The 25,740-nt window shown below is 64.2% G+C and carries 22 protein-coding genes and 1 pseudogene; 1 reads left to right on the top strand and 22 read right to left on the bottom strand.

Translation table 11 applies throughout. From position 1 onward, the window contains the following. Positions 1-399 (bottom strand): annotated as a pseudogene (locus tag G3N64_RS13480) (primosomal protein N'); the annotation flags it as partial. 454 nt (positions 400-853) lie between these two features. After that, positions 854-1,948, bottom strand: coding sequence for a uroporphyrinogen decarboxylase (hemE, locus tag G3N64_RS13475; RefSeq protein ID WP_346778814.1), 1,095 nt, complete (start codon positions 1,946-1,948; stop codon positions 854-856). 149 nt (positions 1,949-2,097) lie between these two features. Here hemE and G3N64_RS13470 point away from each other — a divergent pair, with 149 nt between their 5' ends. After that, complete coding sequence (locus tag G3N64_RS13470) at positions 2,098-2,898, top strand: transporter substrate-binding domain-containing protein (RefSeq protein WP_205784393.1); 801 nt, start codon at positions 2,098-2,100, stop codon at positions 2,896-2,898. Between the two features lie 721 nt (positions 2,899-3,619). Here G3N64_RS13470 and G3N64_RS13465 read toward each other — a convergent pair. The 20 genes from G3N64_RS13465 to G3N64_RS13370 all read right to left on the bottom strand — a co-directional run bounded on the left by G3N64_RS13465 (position 3,620) and on the right by G3N64_RS13370 (position 25,282). Beyond that, entirely contained in the window at positions 3,620-5,347 is a 1,728-nt protein-coding gene (locus tag G3N64_RS13465; protein WP_205784392.1) for an AMP-binding protein, read from the bottom strand. Positions 5,348-5,604: 257 nt separating this feature from the next. Beyond that, the gene (locus G3N64_RS13460; protein ID WP_006477288.1) at positions 5,605-6,030 is read right to left on the bottom strand and encodes a F0F1 ATP synthase subunit epsilon; all 426 of its coding nucleotides are present in this window, start codon (positions 6,028-6,030) and stop codon (positions 5,605-5,607) included. Between the two features lie 243 nt (positions 6,031-6,273). Continuing rightward, the gene (gene atpD, locus G3N64_RS13455; protein WP_011350527.1) at positions 6,274-7,668 is read right to left on the bottom strand and encodes a F0F1 ATP synthase subunit beta; all 1,395 of its coding nucleotides are present in this window, start codon (positions 7,666-7,668) and stop codon (positions 6,274-6,276) included. Between the two features lie 66 nt (positions 7,669-7,734). After that, positions 7,735-8,610, bottom strand: coding sequence for a F0F1 ATP synthase subunit gamma (gene atpG / locus G3N64_RS13450; RefSeq protein ID WP_043184895.1), 876 nt, complete (start codon positions 8,608-8,610; stop codon positions 7,735-7,737). Between the two features lie 119 nt (positions 8,611-8,729). After that, the gene (atpA, locus tag G3N64_RS13445; RefSeq protein ID WP_021160444.1) at positions 8,730-10,271 is read right to left on the bottom strand and encodes a F0F1 ATP synthase subunit alpha; all 1,542 of its coding nucleotides are present in this window, start codon (positions 10,269-10,271) and stop codon (positions 8,730-8,732) included. Positions 10,272-10,315: 44 nt separating this feature from the next. After that, positions 10,316-10,855 carry a F0F1 ATP synthase subunit delta gene (locus G3N64_RS13440; RefSeq protein WP_059527953.1) on the bottom strand — a complete coding sequence of 180 codons (540 nt, stop codon included), beginning with the start codon at positions 10,853-10,855 and terminating at the stop codon, positions 10,316-10,318. 2 nt (positions 10,856-10,857) lie between these two features. Next, a complete protein-coding gene (locus G3N64_RS13435; protein ID WP_021160443.1) occupies positions 10,858-11,328 on the bottom strand; it encodes a F0F1 ATP synthase subunit B in 471 nt (156 codons plus the stop codon). Positions 11,329-11,457: 129 nt separating this feature from the next. Next, positions 11,458-11,730: a F0F1 ATP synthase subunit C gene (gene atpE / locus G3N64_RS13430; protein WP_021160442.1), complete on the bottom strand. Its 273-nt coding sequence runs from the start codon at positions 11,728-11,730 to the stop codon at positions 11,458-11,460. A 75-nt stretch (positions 11,731-11,805) separates the two neighbouring features. After that, positions 11,806-12,657, bottom strand: coding sequence for a F0F1 ATP synthase subunit A (gene atpB / locus G3N64_RS13425; RefSeq protein ID WP_011350522.1), 852 nt, complete (start codon positions 12,655-12,657; stop codon positions 11,806-11,808). 109 nt (positions 12,658-12,766) lie between these two features. Continuing rightward, a complete protein-coding gene (locus G3N64_RS13420; protein WP_205784391.1) occupies positions 12,767-13,291 on the bottom strand; it encodes an ATP synthase subunit I in 525 nt (174 codons plus the stop codon). A 569-nt stretch (positions 13,292-13,860) separates the two neighbouring features. Further along, positions 13,861-14,991, bottom strand: coding sequence for an SLC13 family permease (locus tag G3N64_RS13415; RefSeq protein ID WP_205784390.1), 1,131 nt, complete (start codon positions 14,989-14,991; stop codon positions 13,861-13,863). A 10-nt stretch (positions 14,992-15,001) separates the two neighbouring features. Then, positions 15,002-15,895 carry a ParB/RepB/Spo0J family partition protein gene (locus G3N64_RS13410; protein WP_205784389.1) on the bottom strand — a complete coding sequence of 298 codons (894 nt, stop codon included), beginning with the start codon at positions 15,893-15,895 and terminating at the stop codon, positions 15,002-15,004. Between the two features lie 31 nt (positions 15,896-15,926). Continuing rightward, positions 15,927-16,706, bottom strand: a complete 780-nt coding sequence (locus tag G3N64_RS13405) for an AAA family ATPase (RefSeq protein WP_205784388.1) — start codon at positions 16,704-16,706, stop codon at positions 15,927-15,929. Between the two features lie 56 nt (positions 16,707-16,762). Then, positions 16,763-17,449: a 16S rRNA (guanine(527)-N(7))-methyltransferase RsmG gene (gene rsmG / locus G3N64_RS13400; protein ID WP_205784387.1), complete on the bottom strand. Its 687-nt coding sequence runs from the start codon at positions 17,447-17,449 to the stop codon at positions 16,763-16,765. After that, positions 17,446-19,416 carry a tRNA uridine-5-carboxymethylaminomethyl(34) synthesis enzyme MnmG gene (gene mnmG, locus G3N64_RS13395; RefSeq protein WP_205784386.1) on the bottom strand — a complete coding sequence of 657 codons (1,971 nt, stop codon included), beginning with the start codon at positions 19,414-19,416 and terminating at the stop codon, positions 17,446-17,448. Before mnmG ends, rsmG begins: the two co-directional genes overlap by 4 nt. Before the next feature lie 576 nt (positions 19,417-19,992). Beyond that, complete coding sequence (locus G3N64_RS13390) at positions 19,993-20,748, bottom strand: ABC transporter ATP-binding protein (protein WP_059650005.1); 756 nt, start codon at positions 20,746-20,748, stop codon at positions 19,993-19,995. After that, positions 20,748-22,532 carry a branched-chain amino acid ABC transporter ATP-binding protein/permease gene (locus tag G3N64_RS13385; protein WP_205784385.1) on the bottom strand — a complete coding sequence of 595 codons (1,785 nt, stop codon included), beginning with the start codon at positions 22,530-22,532 and terminating at the stop codon, positions 20,748-20,750. The genes G3N64_RS13390 and G3N64_RS13385 overlap by 1 nt, the downstream gene beginning before the upstream one ends. Positions 22,533-22,536: 4 nt before the next feature. Next, the gene (locus G3N64_RS13380) at positions 22,537-23,592 is read right to left on the bottom strand and encodes a branched-chain amino acid ABC transporter permease (protein ID WP_205784384.1); all 1,056 of its coding nucleotides are present in this window, start codon (positions 23,590-23,592) and stop codon (positions 22,537-22,539) included. A 207-nt stretch (positions 23,593-23,799) separates the two neighbouring features. After that, entirely contained in the window at positions 23,800-24,957 is a 1,158-nt protein-coding gene (locus G3N64_RS13375) for an ABC transporter substrate-binding protein (RefSeq protein WP_205784383.1), read from the bottom strand. A gap of 79 nt (positions 24,958-25,036) precedes the next feature. Further along, entirely contained in the window at positions 25,037-25,282 is a 246-nt protein-coding gene (locus tag G3N64_RS13370) for a hypothetical protein (RefSeq protein ID WP_205784382.1), read from the bottom strand. Positions 25,283-25,740 lie beyond the last annotated feature (458 nt).

The following is a 25,740-nucleotide window of genomic DNA, read 5'->3' as shown; positions in this document are numbered from 1 at the left end:
ATCGGGCAGCGCTGCACGGCCGGCTTCCGTCGGCCGGTAGCGCACCTCCGGCGCGAGCAGCCGCCCCCAGCGCCCGGCATCGCGCAGCGCCTGCGGCAGCGCCGGCAGCGCGACCTCGCCACGCCCGCGCTGATAGTAGTCGGCGGCGAACGACACGAGCGCGAGCCAGTCCGGCGACAACGGCGGCAGGTCGGTGCAGATCGCGTCGATCGCGCGCAGCCGGGACGGCGGCACGTCGGTGTGAGTCGTCACTTCGCAGACGAGCCCGACGGCCTGCCGCTTGCCGAACGGCACCTGCACGAGCGTGCCGGGCGCGGGCGCCGGTTGCGCGTCGCAGCGGTAGTCGAACAGCGTGGCGAGCGGATGGTCGAGCGCGACGCGCAGATAGGTGCCGCTCATCCCCGCGTTCCGGCGGCGGCACGCGCCGCATGGGCATGGACGGCCGGAATCCGCGCCCTCATCGGGGCAGCAAACTTAAAGTAAAACTTCAGATTCGGCGCTAAGTTTTGGATTCGCATTAGGAATCGCCGTATACCCTGCCCAGCCTGTGGATAACTTTGTTGAGAACTCGCCGCTCGACGGCCGCAACGCGCGCAGGGCCGCGCTTTCCGCTGATTTACACCACTTGTCGCAGTGCCCCGCGGAGCCTTATTCCATAAGGCTGCTATTCAAATTACCGAACCATAGCGAGACAAATTGACCGATACAGGGCTCTACCGCGCTGCAACGAGGAAAATGTGTATAAGTCAAGTCTTGACAAGCACTGAATCGGCAACCGGTGCGGGGTTGCGCCCTGTTTAGTGCCGGTAACGAAACGCTGTCACGCCGCAGTGCAGCATGACAGCGCTTGCGTTCAGCCGGCGGCTCCGCTACGGATCGCGCGGCTATGGCGATGCACCTCGTCGACGAGTTCGGCGACGTGATCGGGCGACGTGAATTGCGAAATGCCGTGCCCGAGGTTGAAGACATGGCCCGGATGGTTGCCGTAGCTGTCGAGCACCGCGCGCGCCTGTTCGCGCACCGCCGCGGGCGGCGCAAACAGGATCGTCGGGTCGAGGTTGCCCTGCAGCGCGACCCGCCCTGCGACGCGCTCGCGGGCGGCGCCGAGGTTGACCGTCCAGTCGAGCCCGACCGCGTCGACGCCGGTCGCCGCGATCTCCTCGAGCCACAGCCCGCCGCCCTTCGTGAACGTGATCACCGGCACGCGCTCGCCGTCGTGCTCGCGCTTGAGCTGCGAGACCACGCGGCGGATGTAGTCCAGCGAGAAGCGCTGGTACGCGCCGTCCGCCAGCGCGCCGCCCCACGTATCGAAGATCATCACGGCCTGGGCGCCCGCTTCGATCTGTGCGTTCAGGTACGCGGCCACCGCCTGCGCGTTCACGTCGAGGATCCGGTGCATCAGGTCGGGGCGCGAATACGCCATCGACTTCACCGTGCGGAAATCGTCCGACCCACCGCCTTCGACCATGTAGCACGCGAGCGTCCACGGGCTGCCCGAAAAGCCGATCAGCGGCACGCGCTGGCGGCCCTGGCCGTCGGTGAGCGCACGGCGGATCTCGCGCACGGCGCCCGTCACGTAGCCGAGCGTTTCCTCGATGTCCGGCACCGCGAGCTTCGCGACGTCGGCCTCGGTACGCACCGGATGCGCGAACTTCGGCCCTTCGCCGACCTGGAAGTCGAGGCCGAGCCCCATCGCGTCCGGAATCGTCAGGATGTCCGAGAACAGGATCGCGGCGTCGAGCGGGAAGCGCTCGAGCGGCTGCAGCGTCACCTCGGTCGCGTAGTCGGGATTCTTCGCGAGACCGAGGAAGCTGCCGGCGCGCGCACGCGTCGCGTTGTATTCGGGCAGGTAGCGGCCGGCCTGGCGCATCAGCCAGATCGGCGTGTAGTCGGTCGGCTCGCGCAGAAGCGCACGCAGGAAGGTGTCGTTGAGCAGGGTATGGGCCACGGTAGGAGCGACGATGCGAAGGCAAAGCGGCATTTTACCGGACAGCCGCCACGAGGCTGCGTATGCCGACGCGATGGCGGCCATATGACGCGCGCGATGGCTCCGTTATGATCGGACGCTCATATCGAACGAAACGAAGGAGGAGACCGATGAAGACATTCGCCACGCTCGCCATGGCCGCATGGCTTTGCTGCGCCGCCGCGCATGCGCAGACCGGTGCAGCCGCAGCAGCCACCGCACCGGGCGCCGGCTCGCGGCTCGACGACGTGCTCGCGCGCGGCACGCTGCGCGTCTGTACGACAGGCGACTACAAGCCGTATTCGTACTACCGTGCGGACGGCCATTTCGAGGGCATCGACATCGACATGGCCGAAGCGCTCGCAAAGTCGCTCGGCGTGAAGACCGACTACGTGAAGACGAGCTGGCCGAACCTGACCGGCGACTTCGTCGCGAAATGCGACATCGCGGTGGGCGGCGTCTCGACGACGCTCGAGCGCCAGAAGCGCGTGTTCTTCACGCAGCCGTACGTCGTGGACGGCAAGACGCCGATCGTGCGCTGCGCGGACGCCGACAAATACCAGACCATCGCGCAGATCGACCGGCCGGAAACGCGCGTGATCGTGAACCCGGGCGGCACCAACGAGCGTTTCGCGAAGCAGTATTTCACGCACGCGAACCTCACGGTCTATCCGGACAACGTAACGATCTTCAAGCAGATCCTCGCGGGCAAGGCGGACGTGATGGTGACGGATGCGTCCGAGACGCAACTGCAGCAAAAGCTGAATCCGGGCCTGTGCTCGGTGCATCCGGACAAGCCGTTCCAGTTCGGCGAGAAGGCGTACATGGTGCCGCGCGGCGACGTTGCGTTCCAGCAGTATGTCGACCAGTGGCTGCATCTCGCGCTGTCGACCGGCGAATACCAGGCAATTTCGGACAAATGGCTGAAGTAAGCGGGCTCGCGCGCGGCGGCCGATAGCGGGCACCGACCTCGCGGCCACGCCCGCGAAAGTTGCGGCGCGGCGGCGGCCGACGCGCCGCCGTTACACTTCGACGCAACGTGCCGGCGCCGGCAAAATCGGCCCGAAGCCCCGAAATTGGCCGAACGGCCAACTTCCGCGCATGCCAATCACGTTTCAAAATCTTTCTGACGAATGAATCGACATACGCGGTATTGGCCGAACCGCGCATTTTCTCGCGTGCAAATCGGCGGTTCGTCGAGCCTGATACGCATGAAAAACGCATCATGCGCATGCGCTGAAAACGTTGCGGAAAATATGGGTAAAAATGACCTTTCCCGCCCCCTCAAAAACAGCAAAAAATCCCGGAAAGCCTTATCTGGCGGGCGTTACAACCTGAAACACTTTGTTACCGCGAGGGGTCATTAATTCGCCCACAATGGCCTCAACGGTTTCAACACGGATGCGGTCTCGTGTGCCAAGTGTGAGCGGACGCGAAGCGCTGCGAGCCAGTCGGTCACGTACCGAAGCCCTTCCGAGGGGCATCCCTGTTGGAGTCGTTTCCGGCCCCCCGCCGGACTCGGTTTCATCTTTGGTCTCCTCGCGCTAACCCCGTAGCGTGTGGTTTTTAGCGGGCTAATAAGCCCGCTTTTTTTCGTCCATCGAAAACGCAACGGCCCGCAGGCCGCCGCGTTTTTCCCGCCTTCATGCCGCGCTACGCGGTCTTCTGCACGTCGAGCTTTAGCTCCTCGATCATCCGGTCGCGCATCACGAACTTCTGTACCTTGCCCGTCACCGTCATCGGCAGCTCGTCGACGAAGCGAATGTAGCGCGGAATCTTGTAGTGCGCGATCTGCCCGGAGCAGAACGCACGCACGTCGTCCTCGGTCATCTGCTCGTCCGCGCGCAGCACGATCCACGCGCACAGCTCCTCGCCGTACTTCGCATCGGGCACGCCGAATACCTGTGCGCTCTGGATCTTCGGATGCCGAAACAGGAATTCCTCGATCTCGCGCGGATAGACGTTCTCGCCACCGCGAATCACCATGTCCTTCAGCCGGCCGACGATGTTGCAGTAGCCGTCCGCATCGAGCGTCGCGAGGTCGCCCGTATGCATCCAGCCGTCCACCAGCACCTCGCGCGTCTTCGCGTCGTCGTCCCAGTAGCCGAGCATCACCGAATACCCCTTCGTGCACAGCTCGCCCGTTGCGCCGACCGGCACGATGCCGCCGCTCGGATCGACGACCTTCACTTCCAGATGCGGCTGGATGCGCCCGACCGTCGTCGTGCGCTTCTCGAGCGGATCGTCGGTCGAGCTCTGGAACGACACGGGGCTCGTCTCCGTCATCCCATACGCGATCGTGATCTCCGACAGGTGCATCTGCGACACCACGCGCTTCATCGTCTCGATCGGGCACGGCGAGCCGGCCATGATCCCGGTGCGCAGCGTCGACAGGTCGAATTTCGGGAACTCGGGATGATCGAGCTCCGCGATGAACATCGTCGGCACGCCATGTAGCGCGGTGCAGCGCTCGTCGGCCACAGCCGCGAGCGTCGCGACCGGGTCGAACGCCTCGCCGGGGAACACCATCGCCGCGCCCTTCGATATGCACGCGAGCACGGCCAGCACCATCCCGAAGCAGTGATACAGCGGCACCGGGATGCACAGCGCGTCCTGCTCGCTGAACCGCATCGCCATCGCGATGAAGCGCGCGTTGTTGACGACGTTGCTGTGCGTGAGCGTCGCGCCCTTCGGGCTGCCGGTCGTGCCGCTCGTGAACTGGATGTTGATCGGATCGGTGGCCGCGAGCGTCGCGCCGATCGCATCGAGCCGCGCGACGTCGAGCGTATCGCGGCCGCGCGCCATCACGTCCGCGAAGCGGAACATGCCGGCCGGCGCGACGTCGCCCATCGACACGACCGTGCGCAGGCTCGGCACGCGCGCCGCGTGCAGGTCGCCCGGCGTCGCGGTCGCGAGCTCCGGTGCAATGGTCTGCAGCATCTCGACGTACGCGGACGTCTTGAAGCGCTCGGCGGCGATCACGGCCTTGCAGCCGACCTTGTTCAGCGCGTATTCGAGTTCCGCGAGCCGGTAGGCCGGATTGATGTTGACGAGCACCGCGCCGATCCGCGCGGTCGCGAACTGCGTGAGCAGCCATTCGCTGCGGTTCGGCGACCAGATGCCGACGCGCTCGCCCTTCACGATGCCCAGCGCGGCGAGACCGGCCGCGAGCACGTCGACTTCGTTCGCGAACTCGCGCCAGGTCCAGCGCACCTGCTGCTCGCGGAACACGACGGCCGGGCGATCGGGAAAGCGTCCGGCCGTGTCGTGCAGGAACCGGCCGATCGTCGCTTCGGAGAGCGGCACGTCGGTCGTGCCGCGCACGTACGACAATCCGTTTTCGGGCGCGATCAGCGCCCCCACGTCAAGGTCTGCTGCCATCGATGTCTCCGTCCGTTTTTGTCTGATCGGCCCGGCACGCGGCTCACGCGCGCCTGCTCCGCCGCGATCGCGGCGGACCGCCTCTGCCTGCATGATGCCGCGTGCCGCTGACGACACTCTGACATCAAATCACGGCGGACGGACGAAATAGCACGACCGGACGATACGATCCGGCCCGCAAAAAAACCAGACGAAAACGACGGTTGAAAAAAAAGCAGCCCGAAGGCTGCTTTCTTTCGCGGGATACGCGGCGCGGCTCAGTGCCGGCTGCGAATCTTCGCCAGACGCTGGATCGCCTCGAGCTGCGCCATCGCGGTCGCGAGCTCGGATTGCGCCTTTGCGAGGTCGAGGTCCGACTTCGCGTTCTGCAGCGTTTCCTCGGCACGCTTGCGCGCTTCCTCGGCTTTCGCCGCGTCGAGGTCCTTGCCGCGGATCGCGGTATCGGCGAGCACCGTCACGGCGCCCGGCTGCACTTCGAGAATGCCGCCCGCGACGAACACGAATTCGTCGTTGCCGCCCTCGACTTCGATGCGCACCGCACCCGGACGAATCCGCGTGATCAGCGGCGTGTGACCCGGCAGAATGCCCAGCTCACCCGTTTCGCCCGGCAGCGCGACGAATTTCGCCTCGCCCGAGAAGATCTGCTCTTCCGCGCTGACGACGTCTACTTTGATGGTTGCCATATCGACTCCTGCCGACGGGAGTTGGCGCTTTAACGCTTACTCCCGTCCCATGCCGCGCTTGGAAAGAGTTGGCGCTTCAGCGCTTACTCTTTCCTCGCGGCGGTCGATCGGAGCGGACACTTGCGCGCTTACTCCGATCCCATGCACGGCGGGTTGAGCGTGTTGCGTGGGCGCCGTGTCTCCTATCGCTAGTGCCATAGGAGAATCAACAGCCAACGGCGCCCGTTGCGTTACGCCCGCCCCTTACGAGATCTTCTTGGCCTTTTCGAAGGCTTCGTCGATCGTGCCGACCATGTAGAACGCCTGTTCCGGCAGGTGGTCGCACTCGCCGTCGACGATCATCTTGAAGCCGCGGATCGTTTCCTTCAGCGGCACGTACTTGCCCGGCGAGCCCGTGAACACTTCAGCAACGTGGAACGGCTGCGACAGGAAACGCTGGATCTTACGCGCGCGCGCGACCGACAGCTTGTCTTCCGGCGACAGTTCGTCCATGCCCAGAATCGCGATGATGTCGCGCAGTTCCTTGTAGCGCTGCAGCGTCTGCTGAACGCGACGGGTGATCGAGTAGTGCTCCTCACCGATCACGTTCGGGTCGATCTGGCGCGACGTCGAGTCGAGCGGGTCGACCGCCGGGTAGATACCCAGCGAAGCGATGTCACGCGACAGAACGACGGTTGCGTCCAGGTGGCCGAAGGTCGTAGCCGGCGACGGGTCGGTCAAGTCGTCCGCAGGGACGTACACGGCCTGGACCGACGTAATCGAGCCCTTCTTGGTCGACGTGATGCGCTCTTGCAGCTTGCCCATTTCTTCAGCCAGCGTCGGCTGATAGCCCACTGCCGACGGCATACGGCCGAGCAGTGCCGACACTTCGGTACCGGCCAGCGTGAAACGGTAGATGTTGTCGACGAAGAACAGCACGTCGAGGCCTTCGTCACGGAAGTGCTCGGCCATCGTCAGGCCGGTCAGCGCGACGCGCAGACGGTTGCCCGGCGGCTCGTTCATCTGGCCGTACACCAGCGCGACCTTGTCGAGAACGTTCGAGTCCTTCATTTCGTGGTAGAAGTCGTTCCCTTCACGGGTACGCTCGCCCACGCCCGCGAACACGGAGTAACCGCCGTGTTCCTTCGCGATGTTGTTGATGAGCTCCATCATGTTGACGGTCTTGCCCACGCCAGCACCGCCGAACAGGCCAACCTTGCCGCCCTTTGCGAACGGGCAGATCAGGTCGATGACCTTGATACCCGTTTCGAGCAGTTCGGTCGACGGCGACAGTTCGTCGAACGCCGGAGCCTTCTGGTGGATCGAACGCGTCGTTTCGCTTTCGATCGGGCCCGCTTCGTCGATCGGACGGCCGAGCACGTCCATGATCCGGCCGAGGGTCGGCTTGCCGACCGGCACCGAGATCGGCTTAGCCGTGTTCTTCACGGTCAGACCGCGGCGCAGGCCGTCGGATGCACCCAGACAAATGGTACGGACCACGCCGTCGCCCAGCTGCTGCTGGACTTCGAGCGTCAGTTCCGAGCCATCGAGAATGAGCGCGTCGTAGATCTTCGGCATGCTGTCGCGCGGGAATTCCACGTCGATAACGGCGCCGATGCACTGTACGATCTTGCCTTCTACCAAAGCAGCAGTACTCATCGCTTTTCCTTTAAATACCTGATTCTTTACTCGCGCAAAGGCGCAGTTGTCGTCCCGGGCGCGCGCTTAAACAGCGGCTGCGCCGCCGACGATCTCCGACAGTTCTTTCGTGATCGCGGCCTGACGGCTCTTGTTGTACACGAGCTGCAGTTCGCTGATCACCGTCTTCGCGTTGTCGGACGCGGCCTTCATCGCGACCATGCGCGCCGATTGCTCGGACGCCATGTTTTCCGCGACGGCCTGGTACACCAGCGCCTCGACGTAACGCACGAGCAGTTCGTCGACGACTGCCTGCGCGTCCGGCTCGTAGATGTAGTCCCACGACGTGGCCGGCGTACCGTCATCGGCTTCGAAGTGTTCCGACGACAGCGGCAGCAGCTGCTCGATCACGGCTTCCTGCTTCATCGTGTTGACGAAGCGCGTGTAAGCGATATAAACCGCCGACAGCTTGCCTTCCGAGTACAGATCGAGCTGCGTCTTCACGGCGCCGATCAGCTTGTCCAGATGCGGGGTGTCGCCGAGGTGCACGACCTGCGACATCACCTTCGCGCCGAAGCGGTTCAGGAACCCGAGGCCCTTGCTACCGATCGCGGTAGCTTCGACCTTCTGGCCCTTCTCTTCCAGCTCCTTGAACTTCTGCACCGTCGCACGCAGCACGTTGGTGTTCAGACCACCGCACAGACCCTTGTCCGTCGTGACGAGGATGATGCCGGCCGTCTTCGCGCCTTCGTTCGCCACCATGAACGGGTGGCGGTACTCCGGGTTCGCGCGGCTCATGTGCGCGGCGATGGCACGGACCTTGTCCGCATACGGACGAGCGGCGCGCATGCGTTCCTGCGCGCGACGCATCTTCGATGCGGCCACCATCTCCATCGCCTTCGTGATCTTGCGCGTGTTCTGCACGCTCTTGATCTTGCCGCGAATTTCCTTCATTCCAGCCATAGCTTGCTCCTTTGCGCCCCGAGTTAGCGCTTTAGCGCTTTACTCGGGGCTCATGCATCGCTCACCGAAGCGGCGCGGGTGCATCAGCACCCGCGCGGCCTCAGTGTGTCACTCGCGGATCAATAGGCACCGGACTTCTTGAAGGATTCGATCGCCGAGCGCAGTGCGCCTTCGTCGTCCTTCGAGAGATCCTTGGTGTCTTCGATGCGCTTGATGAGGTCAGCGTGGCTGGTCTTCAGGTTTTCGCGCAGGCCCTTCTCGAACGACAGCACTTGCTTGACATCGAGGTCGTCGAGGTAGCCGTTGTTTGCGGCGTACAGCGACACGGCCAGTTCCCACACCTGCAGCGGCTGGTACTGCGGCTGCTTCAGCAGTTCCGTCACGCGGCGGCCACGCTCGAGCTGCTTGCGGGTCGCTTCGTCGAGGTCCGATGCGAACTGCGCGAATGCTGCCAGTTCACGGTACTGCGCGAGGTCGGTACGGATACCGCCCGACAGCTTCTTCACGACCTTCGTCTGAGCGGCGCCACCGACTCGCGACACCGACACGCCGGCGTTGATTGCCGGGCGGATGCCTGCGTTGAACAGGTCGGTTTCCAGGAAGATCTGGCCGTCGGTAATCGAGATCACGTTCGTCGGAACGAACGCGGTCACGTCGCCAGCCTGCGTTTCGATGACCGGCAGTGCCGTCAGCGAACCGCTCTTGCCCTTCACTTCACCGTTCGTGAACTTCTCGACGTACTCTTCCGACACGCGGGCAGCACGCTCGAGCAGACGCGAGTGGAGATAGAACACGTCGCCCGGGTACGCTTCACGGCCCGGCGGGCGGCGCAGCAGCAGCGAGATCTGACGGTATGCCCAAGCCTGCTTGGTCAAGTCGTCATAGATGATCAGCGCGTCTTGGCCGCGGTCGCGGAAGTATTCGCCCATCGTGCAGCCGGCGTACGGTGCGAGGTACTGCATCGCTGCCGAATCCGAAGCCGAAGCGGCGACGACGATCGTGTATTCCATCGCGCCCGTTTCTTCGAGCTTGCGAACCACGTTCATGATCGACGAAGCCTTCTGGCCGATCGCGACGTAGATACAGATCAGGTCCTTGCCCTTCTGGTTGATGATCGCGTCGAGCGCCACTGCGGTCTTGCCGCACTGACGGTCGCCGATGATCAGCTCACGCTGGCCACGGCCGATCGGCACCATCGCGTCGATCGACTTGATGCCCGTCTGCACCGGCTGCGACACCGACTTACGCCAGATCACGCCCGGGGCGATCTTTTCGATCGCGTCGGTCAGCTTCGCGTTGACCGGGCCCTTGCCGTCGATCGGGTTGCCGAGCGCATCGACCACACGGCCGACGAGTTCCGGACCAACCGGGACTTCGAGAATGCGGCCCGTCGTCTTGACGATGTCGCCTTCCGAGATGTGTTCGTATTCGCCGAGAATCACCGCGCCGACCGAGTCGCGCTCGAGGTTCAGCGCGAGGCCGAACGTGTTGCCCGGAAACTCGAGCATTTCGCCCTGCATCACGTCCGACAGGCCGTGGATGCGCACGATACCGTCGGTCACGGAGATCACGGTGCCCTGGTTGCGAACGTCTGCGCTCGCTTCAAGGCCCTGGATCCGGCTCTTGATCAGCTCGCTGATCTCAGAGGGATTGAGTTGCATTATTCGCTCCTGATAGTCAATTCTGTTGCGTGCCGGCGTGGCGCTCAGGCGGTCAAGGCAGCCTGCATCGATGCGAGGCGCGCGCGAACCGAGGTGTCGAGCACTTCGTCGCCGACCGTCACGCGCACGCCGCCGATCAGCGACGAATCGACTTCGACCGTCGGTTTCAGCTTGCGCTTGAACTTGCGTTCGAGGCCCGAGACGAGACTCTCGAGATCCGCGCCGTTCAGCGGGAACGCGCTCACGATCTCGGCGTCGGCTGCACCTTCACGTTCGTTCTTGAGCGCCTCGAACTGCTCGGCGATTTCCGGCAGCAGCGCGATGCGATGATTGTCGACCAGCATCTGCACGAAGTTCTTCGCTTCGGCGCCGGCCGCGAGCGGCGACTTGGCCGCAGCAAGCAGCAACTCGGCTACTTGCGTGCGCGTCACCTTCGGGCTCGACGCGACCGACAGGACTTCCGGCAGACGCGCAACCTGGGCCAGCTCTTGCACGAGCGTGGACCAGGCGGCGATGTCACCGCCCTCGGCCACGCGGAACAGCGCTTCTGCGTAAGGGCGGGCGATGGTTGCAAGTTCGGCCATGATCAGAGCTCGGCTTTCAGTTGATTCAGCAGTTGGGCGTGGGCCGTTTGATCGACTTCGCGCTTCAGGATCTGCTCGGCGCCCTTCACGGCCAGCGTAGCGACTTCGCCACGCAGCGCTTCGCGCGCCTTCACGATTTGCTGTTCTGCTTCCGCCTTCGCCTGGGCGACGATGCGGGCGGCTTCAGCCTGGGCGTTGGCCTTGATTTCCTCGGCGACCGCCTGGGCACGCTTTTCAGCGTCGGCGATGCGCTGCTGGCCGTCATTGCGGGCCTGCGCGAGTTCCTGGTCCACGCGCTTGTGCGCTGCGTCGAGTTCTGCCTTGCCCTTCTCGGCGGCGGCGAGGCCGTCGGCGATCTTCTTCGAACGTTCGTCGAGGGCGTTGATCAACGGCGGCCACACGAATTTCATCGTGAACCACGCGAGGACCAGGAACACGACCATTTGCGCAAACAGAGTTGCGTTGAGATTCACGGTGTTTCCTTATCTGCTATTCCGGAAAAATGAAACGGTAAGGCGCTCATCGAGTTGCATTCGATCAGCGCCCCAAGTCTCCGTTCCGCCCTGCGCCGGCTCACGCCGGACGCATATTTCCGAGGAACCTTAGCCTGCGACGAGCTTCGACAGGAGCGGGTTCGCGAACGCGAACAGCATTGCAACACCCACGCCGATCAGGAATGCCGCGTCGATCAGACCAGCCAGCAGGAACATCTTCGTTTGCAGCGGGTTGATGAGTTCCGGCTGACGTGCGCAGGCTTCGATGTACTTACCACCCATCAGCGCGATACCGATACAGGCGCCGATTGCACCCAGGCCGATGATGATGCCGATACCGATGGCGGTCAGACCCTGGATGTTGGCGATGTAAGCTTGCATGATCACTCCTTTGTGAAAAGACTTGGAACTGAGATTTAAAAAACTAAAACGAAGACTCTTTCTTGCACGCCGCGCTTAGTGCTTGTCGTGCGCCTGGCCGAGATACACCAGCGTCAGCATCATGAAAATGAATGCCTGCAACAGAACAATCAGGATGTGGAAGATTGCCCAGACGCTGCCCGCGATCACGTGGCCAACGAAGCCGAGGAACGTTGCGTCGCCACCGAAGCTCCACATGCTGCCGAGCAGGGCGATCAACAGGAACAACAGCTCACCCGCGTACATGTTGCCAAACAACCGCATACCGAGAGAGACGGTCTTCGCGAGATATTCGACGATGTTGAGCGCGAGGTTCGGGATCCACAGCAGCGGGTGGGCGCCAAACGGGGCCGACAGCAGCTCATGCACAAAGCCGCCCGCGCCCTTGATCTTGATGCTGTAGTAGATCATCAGGACGAACACGCCGAGCGCGATGCCGAGCGTACCGTTCAGGTCGGCCGTCGGGACGATGCGATGGTGGGAAATCACGTCCGACAGACCGAGCAGGCCGATCACGCGGCCCGGCAGGTCGACCGGGAGGAAGTCGAGGGAGTTCATCAGCGCGACCCACACGAACACCGTGAGCGCGAGCGGAGCGATGAAGGTACGATTGCCGTGAACGATGGCCTTCGATTGGTCTTCGACCATCTCGACGAGCATCTCGATCGCGCACTGGAAACGGCCCGGCACGCCCGACGTCGCCTTGCGGGCGGCCAGACGCAGCACGAGGATCGTCACGATGCCGCAGACGATCGACCAGAACAGCGTGTCGAGATTCCAGACGTGGATGTCGAAAATCGACGTCTGATGCGAGGTGGAGAAATTCTGCAAGTGGTGCGCAATGTACTCGGACGGATCCGGACCGCGCGTGCCTTCGCTAGCTGCCATATCGTTAATGCCACCCAAATTGTCGAAAATCGTTTTGCCAGTTCCGCAACACGCTATTGCGGGAACGGGCCGGTGCGGTTCGTTGTCGAAACCGCACGCTGCTTGTTCCTTACCGCCAGGCCAGCGCGATCCAGTACGTCTTCAGCACGACGAGGTACGTGACGAGGAACGGCACCCAGTGCACGCCGGACCAGCCGAACGCCACTGCTGCGAACATCCCGATCGTCAGGCCGAGCTTCAGGGCTTCACCCATCACCCAGCTCATCACGGTGGCCGAGCCACCTGCCTTCAGTCGTGCCACGAACAACGCACTGGGCACCCAGCCAATCGCTCCGCCCAGAAACGCGGATTGCGCAGCGGCACCCGGCGACTTCGAAAACAGCCACCACGCCAGCGTTGCAACCAGGGACAGAACCACTTGCGCGAATACCACCTTATAGGGGGTCACGCGCGAGGGCTTGCTCACGTCCGGGCCGAACAGCTTTTCGGCTTCTGCCCGTGTGAGCGGAACGATGTTGTTATCTTGCTGCTCGGCATCCCAGTCATCATCGAATTCGCGCCGCTCGCCGGCCGCTGAAGCGGTGCGTTGCGTACGCTGATCATCGTGCCTGTCGTCCGGCGCCTGACCCGCCATCGCAATCTTCCGCAAAATCCTTGAATCCGGCCCCAAGCTTTCCGAAAGCTTTCAGGGGTGCCTAGCTAACAAATCCGGGCGATTGTAAGCGATAGTTGCAAGTGATTCAAGGCTTTAGACGCGACAAAAACCTGCGTAAAACGACGCCTCATCATGTGAAAAAACACGCGATTCGACGACGTACGATGACAGTTGTAAGGTCGCTTTTCTGCACCGGCATTTCTTGCTCGAAAAAGTCCGGCGATGAGGGAATGGCGAGGAAACGATGCCCGGTGCGGGCGCTGGCGGGGCAGCACGAACGCCACCCAGCATCCACGCTGTGACGGGACTCCAGGCTCGCGCGCCGCGCGCTGCGCCGGACAGGCAAAACACTGTGGCCACCCAGCCCCATCGGATGCGCGAAATCCGGACCGACGCTGACGCATCGGATCATCCAATCAGTTGTCGCGCCACCACAGTCGATCGACTGTGGATTGCCGCACTTATCAACAGCCCCGCAACCGGCGCGAATGCTGTGCACCCTCCCCGCCATCCGAATGGCACGCCTGTGCCACACGCACCCGCATCGCTCAACCGTGAACGAGCAACCACGCACCGAGTGCCGCGCTCGCGAGCGCGAACGGAATCGAGACCAGGTGGAACGGCAGCCACATGCGCGGCTCCTTCGCGAGACGCACCGCGATCAGGTTCGCCAGCGAGCCGATCGCAAAACCGAAACCGCCGACCGATACGCCGAACGCGAGCGCGCGCCAGTCACGCGTGAACTCCGACAGCAGGATCGCGGCTGGCACGTTGCTGATACCCTGCGACAGTACGGCACCCGCTGCGAAAATGCGCAGCGGTGAATCGAGACGCGCATTCGCAATCGCGTCATGGATGACGGGCAGCGCAGCCGCACTGCGCAGCACGACGAACATCAGCACGAAGATCAGCAGCAACAGCCAGTCGATCTTCAGGACTGCGTCACGTTTGACGGCGAGCAGCACGATCGCGACGGCAACCAGGCCCGGCAGCGGATGGTGCGCGTCGGCAAGCAGCACGAAGGCCGCGAACAGCACCGCCGCGATCAGCGCGTGCATGCGTTGTACGGGAATGGCGACGACGTCGCTGGACAGGTCGAGCGGCTTCGCGCGAAACGCGCACGCGGTCAGCACGAGCAGCAGCGCCATCAGTGCGAGCGCGAGCGGCCCGAGCGCGACCACGAAGCGGCCGAACGACACGCCGCTCAATTGCCACAGGAAAAGATTCTGGGGATTGCCGAGCGGCGTCGCGACGGACCCCGCGTTGACGGCCAGTGCGACGACGATCACGAGCCGCCGGAACGGCAGCGGCGTCAGCGCACGCAGCGACACCATCAACGGCACGACGACGAACAGCGCGACGTCGTTGGTGAGCCACATCGACAGCACCGCGGCGAATCCGACGAGCAGCATCGCGAGCCCGCGTTCGGAATGCACGTGATGCACGATGCGGTGCGCGAGCCACATCAGGCAGCCGGACAATTCGAGTGCCTTGGTCAGCATCAGCAGGCCCGCGAGCGTCGCGACCGTCTGCCAGTCGACGCGATCGGCCAATACGGAAAATGGTTGCGGACGCACCCATTGCAGCAGAATCAGGCCAACTGCCAGCACCGATAGCACGGGCTCCTGCGCAAGCCATCCCAGCCACCGGCGCGGCGCTGGCGCTCCCCTCTCCTCCATGTTCCGCCCGTTACTCTTCGGTTGCCACGTTGCCGCGCAGCCGCACGAGAATGCCCTCGAGCGCGTCGAGGTTGCCGAAGTCGATCGTCACCTGCCCTCGCCCGCGGCGGCCAAGCTTGATCTTCACCGTCGACGCGAGCAGGTCGGACAACTCCTCCTCGAGACGGCGCGTATCGCGGCCGCCGTCGTCCTTCGCGCGCGCTTTCACGGCCGGCGCTTCCTTCGTCGTATGCGTAACGAGCTTCTCGGTCTCGCGCACCGACATGCGCTTGTTGACGACCTGATGAGCGAGCGTGATCTGCGTGGCCGCATCGACGGCGAGCAGCGCGCGCGCGTGCCCCATGTCGAGATCGCCGGCCAGCAGCATTGTCTGCACCGGCGAAGCCAGGTTCAGCAGGCGCAGCAGGTTCGACACCGCGCTGCGCGAACGGCCGACCGATTCGGCCGCCTGTTCGTGCGTGAAACCGAACTCGTCGAGCAAGCGCTGGATACCGTGCGCTTCTTCAAGCGGGTTCAGGTCCTCGCGCTGGATGTTCTCGATCAGCGCCATCGCCGCGGCGGCTTGATCCGACACGTCCTTCACGAGCACCGGCACTTCATCGAGGCCCGCCAGGCGCGCCGCGCGGAAACGGCGCTCGCCCGCGATGATCTCGTATTTGTCTGATGAAATAGGCCGTACCAGGATCGGCTGCATCACGCCCTGTGCGCGAATGCTCACCGCGAGCTCCTGCAGGCTGCCTTCGTCCATCCGCGTCCGCGGCTGGTACTTGCCGGCCTGCAGCTTACCGAGCGCGAGCGTGTTCGGCGCCCCATCGATCTTCACCGCTTCGGTGATATCGGCACTGCCGCCAAGCAGCGCTTCGAGGCCACGTCCCAAGCCCTTCTTCTTTGGTACCGCGTTCATGTCTTTCTTCCTCGCTTCGCTCATGTCCGGATCACGACACCTCGAACGCGCGAACGCGCTCGATCATCTCGGCACCGAACTGGAGATACGCTTGCGCACCGCGCGAGCTGCGGTCGAACACGACGCCCGGCAGCCCGTAACTCGGCGCTTCCGCCAGGCGCACGTTACGCGGAATCACCGCGTCGAACACCTTGTCGCCGAAGTGCGCTTTCAGTTGATCGGAGACTTGCTGCTGCAGCGTGATGCGCGGATCGAACATCACGCGCAGCAAGCCGATGATCTTCAGGTCGCGGTTCATGTTCGCGTGAACCTGCTTGATCGTGTTGACGAGGTCCGACAACCCTTCCAGTGCGAAGTACTCACACTGCATCGGGATCACGACGCCATGCGCCGCGCACAGCCCGTTCAGCGTCAGCAGCGACAGCGTCGGCGGGCAATCGATCAGCACGAAATCGTAGTCGTCGGTCACGCGCTCGAGCGCCGCCTTCAGCCGGCGCTCGCGATTGTCGATGCTGATCAGTTCGATCTCCGCACCGGACAGCTCGCGGTTCGCGGGCAGCACGTCGTAGGTGACGCCATCCGGGCGGATGCGCGCGTCGACCACCGACACGCCGTCGACCAGCACTTCGTACACGGTCGCTTCGCAAGCAGCCTTGTCGATCCCGCTGCCCATCGTCGCGTTACCCTGCGGGTCGAGATCGATCAGCAGGACTCGTTGCTCCTGCGCTGCAAGGCTCGCGGCGAGATTGACCGATGTCGTCGTCTTGCCGACGCCCCCCTTCTGGTTCGCAACGCAGAAGATCTTTGCCATCGTTGGTGTGTTCCCTTTACCTTCAAACAAACGGCGCGCTACCGCGCGCCTTCCCTTCAATTCGCCTCGTCGACGGCCACTTCGATCAGATGCCGTTCGGCATCGAGCATTGGCACCGCCAGCCGTATCGTCTGCTTCACGCAGCTGCCTTCCGGTAACCGCGCAATCTCGTCGTCCGGATGGACGCCCTTCATTGCCCAGATCGATCCGCCCGGCGCGACCAGATGTCGAGCAAGTTTAACGAAGTCGGACAGATCCGCGAAAGCGCGGGATACGATCATGTCGAATTTTTCCGGCACTTCGACACCCGGCTGCAGCGATTCGACTCGCCCGGTGACCACCGAAAGGTTCGCGAGCTTCAGCTCCGCGCGCATCTGAGTCTGGAATGCAGACTTCTTCTGCACAATATCGTTCAGCGTGATCTGCCAGTCCGGCTCGACGATCGCCAGCACGATACCCGGCAACCCGCCGCCCGAGCCGACGTCGAGCACGCGGGCCGATGCCCGGCCACGCAGATGCGAGACGATGGAAAGCGAATCGAGGATGTGCTGGATCAGCATCTGCTTCGGGTCGCGGATCGCGGTCAGGTTGTAGACCGCGTTCCACTTGCCGAGCAGCGCGACATAGTCGAGCAGCTGGTTGCGTTGAGCATCCGTCAGTGCGAGGTCGAGCGCCGTCGTGCCTTCGACGAGCATCCCTTCCAGTACGTCCCGATTAACCGCCGGCGCGCGACGCGCCGTCATTGTTGCGTCGGGACGGCGCCGTCCCCCTGCTCCGTTGCCGCTTCGGCAGTGCCATTACGGCGGCCCAGGCCGCGGCGCTTCAGGTGCACCATCAGCAGCGAGATCGCCGCCGGCGTGACGCCCGAGATGCGCGACGCCTGCCCGATCGTCTCCGGCCGGAACTCGTTGAGCTTTTGGCTCACCTCGAACGACAGGCCGCGGACTTCGCGGTAATCGATACCGTCCGGCAGGCGCGTGTTCTCGTTCGCATCGTTGCGTTCGATCTCGGAGGCCTGGCGCTCGATATAGCCCTGATACTTGATGCCGATCTCGACCTGCTCCTTGATCTGCTCACGCAGTACCGGATCGTCAGCCAGCGGCTCTGCGGGGCCGCATTCCCCGCCCTTCAGGCCACACACGCCGTCGTAGCTGATACCTGGACGGCGCAGCAGCTCGGCGAGGCTGTATTCGTGGTCGATCGCCTTGCCGAGCAGCGCGGTCGCCTCTTCCGGCGGCAACGTCTTCGGCGTGACCCACGTCGACTTCAAGCGTTCGGTTTCACGTGAAACAGCGTCGCGTTTCCGGCTGAACGCGTCCCAGCGCACGTCGTCGACGAGCCCGAGCTCGCGGCCGATTTCGGTCAGGCGCATGTCGGCATTGTCTTCACGCAGGCTGAGGCGATACTCGGCGCGGCTCGTGAACATCCGGTACGGCTCGGCCACACCACGCGTCACGAGATCGTCGACCAGCACGCCAAGGTAGGCCTGATCGCGGCGCGGGCACCATGCGTCCTTCTCCTGCACGTAACGGCCCGCATTGAGGCCCGCCAGCAGACCCTGCGCAGCCGCTTCTTCATAGCCGGTCGTCCCGTTGATCTGGCCCGCAAAGAACAGCCCGTTGATCGCCTTCGTCTCGAGCGACGCCTTCAGCGCGCGCGGGTCGAAGTAGTCGTACTCGATCGCGTAGCCGGGGCGCAGGATATGCGCGTTCTCGAGGCCGCGCATCGAGTGCACGAGCTCGAGCTGGACGTCGAACGGCAGGCTCGTCGAGATCCCGTTCGGATAGAACTCGTTGGTCGTCAGCCCTTCCGGCTCCAGGAAGATCTGGTGCGATTCCTTCGATGCGAACCGGTGGATCTTGTCCTCGATCGACGGGCAATAGCGCGGCCCGACGCCTTCGATCACACCTGTATACATAGGCGAACGGTCGAGGCCACCACGAATGATGTCGTGCGTGCGCTCGTTCGTATGCGTGACCCAGCACGGCAACTGCTGCGGATGCTGCTCCGCGCGGCCCAGGAACGAGAACACCGGGATCGGATCGAGATCGCCCGGCTGTTCGTCCAGCTTCGAGAAATCGATCGAACGACCATCGATACGCGGCGGCGTACCGGTCTTCAGGCGGCCCTGCGGCAGCTTCAGCTCCTTCAGGCGCGACGACAGCGACACGGCCGCCGGATCGCCCGCGCGGCCGCCCGTATAGTTGTTCAGGCCGACGTGGATCTTGCCGTCGAGGAACGTACCGGCGGTCAGCACGACCGCACGAGCGCGGAAGCGGATGCCGATCTGCGTGACGGCGCCCACCACGCGATCGCCTTCGACCATCAGGTCGTCGACGGCCTGCTGGAACAGCCAGAGGTTCGGCTGGTTCTCGAGCCGGTGGCGGATCGCGGCCTTGTACAGGATGCGATCAGCCTGCGCACGCGTCGCACGCACGGCCGGACCCTTCGACGAATTGAGGATCCGGAACTGGATACCGCTCTCGTCCGTCGCGGCTGCCATTGCGCCACCCAGCGCATCGACTTCCTTGACCAGATGGCCCTTGCCAATGCCGCCGATCGACGGATTGCAGCTCATCTGCCCAAGCGTTTCGATGTTGTGGGTCAGCAGCAGTGTCTTTGCGCCCATGCGGGCGGACGCCAGCGCGGCTTCCGTGCCGGCATGACCGCCACCGACGACGATGACGTCAAATTCTGTGGGAAAAAGCATGGTGGATTCCGTACGCAGGACTGCGCACGAACCTATCTGAGAAATGTATGGGCCGAATTATAGCGGGTTCGCTTTTCACCCGAAGGCCGTCCGAATGGTAGGGTCTGTGCATTTCGGCGATTTTTTGCGACGGATCGATGAATCTGTGACTCAGAGCCCGCTCCTGCAAGGCTTCCGGGCCGCCTGCCGCAACATCGTTGTGCCTGTGCAAATATCCGGCTCCCGGGGAAACCCACTTAGAACGCGCGACCCGTTCGACGCCTGTGACCCACGCAACACTCCGGACGAAACACCCTGTGCGATCGCATCCGGCCTCTTCCCCACAGAATTTCCACCGGTTCGCCCGACGGTTATCCCCAGTAACCCGGCACATCCTCGGCCAGTGGAGCAAGCTGCAACTACCCCCGAGCGGTACACCGGATCGTCGTCTGCACTGTGGACACCTCGCCCGCCGCCGTTGCACAGAACGTCCGACTGTTTCCCTGGCACTTATCCCATGGTTGCCTCACCCCGAAAACAAAAACGGCGTGTTTCACGTGAAACACGCCGCCCGTTTCCCGCCAACCGCGTCACCGATCAAGCCGTCTTCTTCGCCAACCCGAGGTACGTTTCGATCACGCGCGGATTCTGCGCGAGTTCGGCAGCCGGCCCTTCCAGCGCAAACTCGCCCGTCTCCAGCACATAGCCGTAGTCGGAGATCTGCAGCGCCGCACGCGCATTCTGCTCGATCAGCAGCGTCGCTACGCCAGTACCGCGCAACGCGCTGATGATATGAAAGATCTCCTTCACGATCAGCGGCGCCAGCCCGAGACTCGGCTCGTCGAGCATCAACAGGTCGGGCTTGCCCATCAGCGCGCGGCCGACCGCGAGCATCTGCCGCTCGCCGCCGGACAGCGTGCCGGCTGCCTGCTTGCGCCGCTCCTTCAGCCGTGGAAACAGCGCAAACACATGATCGAGCTGGTCGAGAAAGTTCGCTTCACCGGCCTGCTTGCGTCGATACGCACCCAGCACGAGGTTGTCTTCGACCGTCATCGTGCTGAACAGCTCACGCTTTTCCGGTACGAGGCACATTCCGCGAGCGACGCGCTGCTCGACCGGCAATGCACCGACGTCGTGACCGCGATACACGACCGCGCCCGACGCATGCCCGGTCACCGGCAGCGCGCCCATGATCGCGTTCAGCAGCGTCGATTTGCCGGCGCCATTCGGGCCGATCACGCTGACGATTTGTCCCGCGCCGACCTTGATCGCCGCGCCGTGCAGCGCCTCCACCTTCCCGTACCGGACCGCCAGCCCGCGCACTTCGAGAATCGGCATCGTCGTGTCCGTCATCACTCCACCCCGCCCAGATACGCTTCGAGCACCGCCGGATCTTGCTGCACGTCCTGCGGCAGCCCTTCCGCGATCCGCGTGCCGAACTCCATCACCACCAGCCGGTCGGTGAGGTTCATCACGAAATCCATGTCATGTTCCACGAGCAACACGCTCATGCCTTCCGCCTTCAGCCGCCGCAACAGGTCGGCGAGTTGCTGCTTCTCCCGGTAACGCAGCCCGGCGGCCGGCTCGTCGAGCAGCAGCAACGTCGGGTCGCAGCACAGCGCCCGCGCGATTTCGAGAATCCGCTGCTGGCCGAGCGCAAGGCTGCCCGCTTCGTCGTACATGTGCTTTTCAAGCCCGACGCGGCGGATCTGGCGTGCGGCCTCGGCCAGCAACTGCGCTTCCTCACGGGCATTGAGCCGCGCGACGCTGCGCCACACGCCCGTATGGCCACGCAGGTGCGCACCGATCGCGACGTTCTCGAGCACCGTCATCGCCGGTAGCAGCTTCACGTGCTGGAACGTCCGGCCGATGCCGCGGCGGACGATCTGGCGCGAGGTGAGCCCGTCGATCCGCTCGCCGCGGAACGTGATCGTGCCGCCCGTCGGCTTCAGCACACCCGTCACGAGGTTGAACGTGGTCGACTTGCCGGCGCCGTTCGGGCCGATCAGCCCGATGATCTGCCCCGCTTTCACGTCGAAGCTGACGTCGTTGACGGCCACGAGCCCGCCGAACTGCTTGCGCGCGTTGTCGACGACGAGCAGCGGCTCGCCGGCCGCCGGCTTCGCGCGCTGCGGCAACGAATCGGCGTGCTCGGGCACATGCGCACGCGGCCCGCGCGGGAACAGCCTGGCGACGAACGGCCATACGCCCTGGCGCGCGTACTGCAGCAGCAGCACCATCAGCACGCCGAACACGATGATCTCGAAGTTGCCTTCGGAGCCGAGCAGCTTCGGCAGCAGCGTCTGCAGGTAGTCCTGCAGCACGGTCAGGATCGCCGCGCCGAGCACCGCGCCCCACACGTGCGACACGCCGCCGACCACGGCCATGAACAGGAACTCGATCCCGTGGTTCAGCCCGAACGGCGTCGGGTTCACCGCGCGCTGCAGGTGTGCGTACAGGAAGCCCGAGACGGCCGCGAGCACGGCTGCATAGACGAAGATCACGACGCGCATCCACGCGGTGTTCACGCCCATCGCCTCGGCCATCACGCCGCCGCCGCGCAGCGCGCGGATCGCGCGGCCCGGGCGGCTGTTCAGCAGGTTCTGCACCGATACGATCGCGGCCAGCACGACGGCCCAGATCAGGAAATACAGGCTGCGGCCGCTTTCGAGCGTGATGCCGAACAGGTTCAGCGCCGGAATGCCGTTGATCCCGTCGTACTTGCCGAGCAGTTCGAGGTTGCCGAACAGGTAGAACAGCGCGAGGCCCCATGCGATCGTGCCGAGCGGCAGGAAGTGGCCGGACAGCCGCATCGTGACCGCGCCGAGCACGAGCGCGACGAGCGCCGTCAGCACGACGCCGACGATCAGCGAGAGCCACGGCGACACGCCGTAGCGCGTCGTCAGGAACGCGGTCGCATACGCGCCGATGCCGACGAACGCGGCCTGCCCGAAGCTCGTCATCCCGCCGACACCCGTCAGCAGCACGAGCCCGATCGCGACGATCGCGTAGAGGCCGATGTAGTTCAGCAGCGTGATCCAGTATTCGGGCACCTGCAGCGCACCGGGCAGCACCGGCAGCGCGAACAGCACCACGAGAAACACCCAGAAGGTCTTGTTGCGTACCATCGTCTTCATCGTGTCACTCCTCTTCCTCTTCCGCGTGCGGCGTGACGAAGCTCCGCCACAGCAGCACCGGAATGATCAGCGTGAACACGATCACCTCCTTGTAGGCGCTCGCCCAGAACGACGAATACGATTCGAGCACGCCGACCAGCAGCGAGCCGGCGGCCGCGAGCGGATAACTGACCAGCCCGCCGATGATCGCGCCGACGAAACCCTTCAGGCCGATCAGGAAGCCGGAGTCGTAGTAGATCGTCGTCAGCGGGCCGACGAGGATGCCGGACAGCACGCCGAGCCCCGCCGCGAACGTGAACGCGAGCCGCCCTGCCTCGGTCGTGCCGATGCCGACGAGCCGCGCGCCGAGCCGGTTCACCGACGTCGCGCGCAGCGCCTTGCCGGCGATCGTGCGGCCGAAGTACACGTAGAGCGCGCCGATCAGCACGAACGCCGTCACGACGACCAGGATGCTCTGCACCGACACGGTCATGCTGCCGATCGCGAGCGATGCATCCGAGAACCCGTTGGTGCGCGAGCCTTCCGCGCCGAACATCACGAGCCCGAGGCCGACCATCGCGAAATGGACGGCGACCGATACGATCAGCAGCAGCAGCGTCGTGCCTTCGGCGATCGGCTGGTACACGAGCCGGTAGACGAACGGCCCCATCGGCACGACGATCGCGAGCGTCAGCGCGATCTGCGCGAGCATCGGCAGCGGCTGCGCGGCAAAACTGCGCGTGATCGCGAACACCGCGAGCGGCAGCAGGACGTAGCGGCTCCCGAGCGTCGCGAGCGTGCGGCCGAGCTGATGGCGTCGTTCGCGATGCCGGATCAGGCCGCCGACTTCGAGCAGGAAGCACGCGATGCCCATCACGAACAGCAGCCAGCAGGTGGCGGGGAATTTCTGCGCCTGTAACGCGGCTAGCGTCAGCGCACCGTAGGCGACGAATTCGCCCTGGGGAATGAAGATCACCCGCGTGACGGAAAACACCAGTACGAGCGCCAGCGACAGCAATGCATAAATGGCGCCGGTCGTAATGCCGTCTTGCGCGAGGATCGCTGCAATCGAGAGATCCATACGTTTCGTGTATCGAGAATGCTGCGGAGAAACGAAAGACAGGAACGGCCGGGGCACACGGACGGCAAGATCGGCGCGTCGGGCGCCACGCGGCGAGCCCCGGTGGTTCCACACGACATGGGCACGGGCGGGGCCCGTCAGGCCCGCCGCCCTGCCGGCGGCATGCACGGCGCCATTCGCGCCGCGCACGCCGGTTTCACGTGAGACTTACTCGCCCTGCAGTTTCCACTTGCCGTCGACGATCTGCACCATCACGCGCGCACGCGTATCGAAGCCGTTGTGGTCGGTCGGCGTCATGTTGATCACGCCGTGCGACACGGGCAGGTCCTTCACGTTCTCGATCGACGCGCGCAGCGCCTCGCGGAACGCCTCGGTGCCCGGCTGGCCCTTCTTCAGCGCTTCCGGAATCGCACGCTGCAGCAGCAGCCCCGCATCCCACGCATGGCCGCCGAACGTCGCGAGCGAACCCGCACCGTACGCCTTCTCGTACGCGGCCTTGTAGCCAAGCGCCGGCTTCTTCACCGGATTCGAATCGGGCAGCTGGTCGGTCACGAGCACGGGGCCGGCCGGCAGGATCTCGCCTTCGCAGTCCTTGCCGCACACGCGCAGGAAGTCGTTGTTGGCGACGCCGTGCGTCTGATACACCTTGCCCTTGTAGCCGCGCTCCTTCAGCGTCTTCGCGGGCAGCGCCGCCGGCGTGCCCGAGCCGGCGATCAGCACCGCATCCGGGTTCGAGCCCAGCAGCTTCAGCACCTGCCCCATCACCGACGCGTCGGTGCGGTTGTAGCGCTCGTTCGACACGACCTTCAGGCCGTTCTTCGCGGCCGCCGCGTTGAACGTGTTGTACCAGCTGTCGCCGTACGCATCGGCAAAGCCGATGAAGCCGACCGTCTTCACGCCGTGCTTCGCCATGTAGCCGGCGATCGCGTCGGCCATCAACTGGTCGTTCTGCGGCACCTTGAACATCCACGCGCGCTTCGCATCCATCGGCGAGATGATCTGTGCGCTCGCGGCGAGCGAGATCGTCGGCGTCTTGCCCTGCGATACGGGATCGAGCATCGCGAGCGAGTTCGGCGTGACGGACGAACCGATGATCGCGTCGACATGATCCTCGTCGATCAGCTTGCGCACGTTCTGCACCGCGCGGCTCGTGTCGGATGCGTCGTCGAGCACGATGTACTGCACGCTCTTGCCCGCGATTTCCTTCGGCAGCAGCGCGATCGTGTTCTTTTCCGGGATCCCGAGCGACGCCGCCGGCCCGGTGGCCGACAGCGTCACGCCGATCTTCACCTGCGCCGACGCCGTCGCCGCCGCGCACACGAGGCCTGCGGCGAGCACGGCCTCCATCCATCGATTCATCTTCATCTACGTTGTCTCCAAACGCTGCTCGAAAAAGCCACGGGTCGCTCGGATGGCGCCCGGTTCCCCAAAACAAGTTAATAATTTAACTATCTCGCCTTGCCACGCCTACGCTCGTTTTCCCGTGAAACCCCGCACCCGCGACGGCAGCGCGCGCGGACGCGTCCGCCGGTCGATACGGCCGTTCGACCGCCACGATGCGCAGCAGCAGTGTCGTCAGGATGAAGAAAGCGGAGAAATGCGGAATCGTGCGGGCAATCGATGCATGCGCAACGATCAAGGAAAGGCGCGTCGATCCGGCCTGATGCGGCCAGGTCAGCGAGCGGCGCACGATCGGAAAGCCGGCCGCTCATGCGAATGCTGATGCGAATACAGAGACGGATGCGCACACAACGACACGCGATGGCGCCGTAACGCGCCTGCAGGCCGCAGAACGGCTCGGGAAAGCCGCGGCGATAACCGGCCTACCCCACGACAAACGAACGGCACCTGCCGCCCTTCCTGCCCCGATCCATCGTCCTGCGCTGTTCATCCAACCGTACTCCCTCTTCTGCATTCTGCTTGTAGGAGAACTGCCGACCGATTTTCCCGACCGTGCGGTCGGCGAAAGCCGAGTGTAACGGACGCTTTTTGCGCGCGCCAACCGGGTTAGCCCGAACGGCTGGCACACGATTACGCATCGTCTGTGAACGGATGGCGGGAAATAGGAACCGGGGGGACGCGGCGAAGCGCGGAAGAAGCGCGGTGCGAACGCCAGCGCCGAATACGGCAATCGTGCAGGCCGATGCA

Source organism: Burkholderia sp. Ac-20344 (assembly GCF_017104975.1).
Taxonomy (GTDB): Bacteria; Pseudomonadota; Gammaproteobacteria; order Burkholderiales; family Burkholderiaceae; genus Burkholderia.
This window is presented reverse-complemented; position numbering and strand designations above follow the sequence as displayed.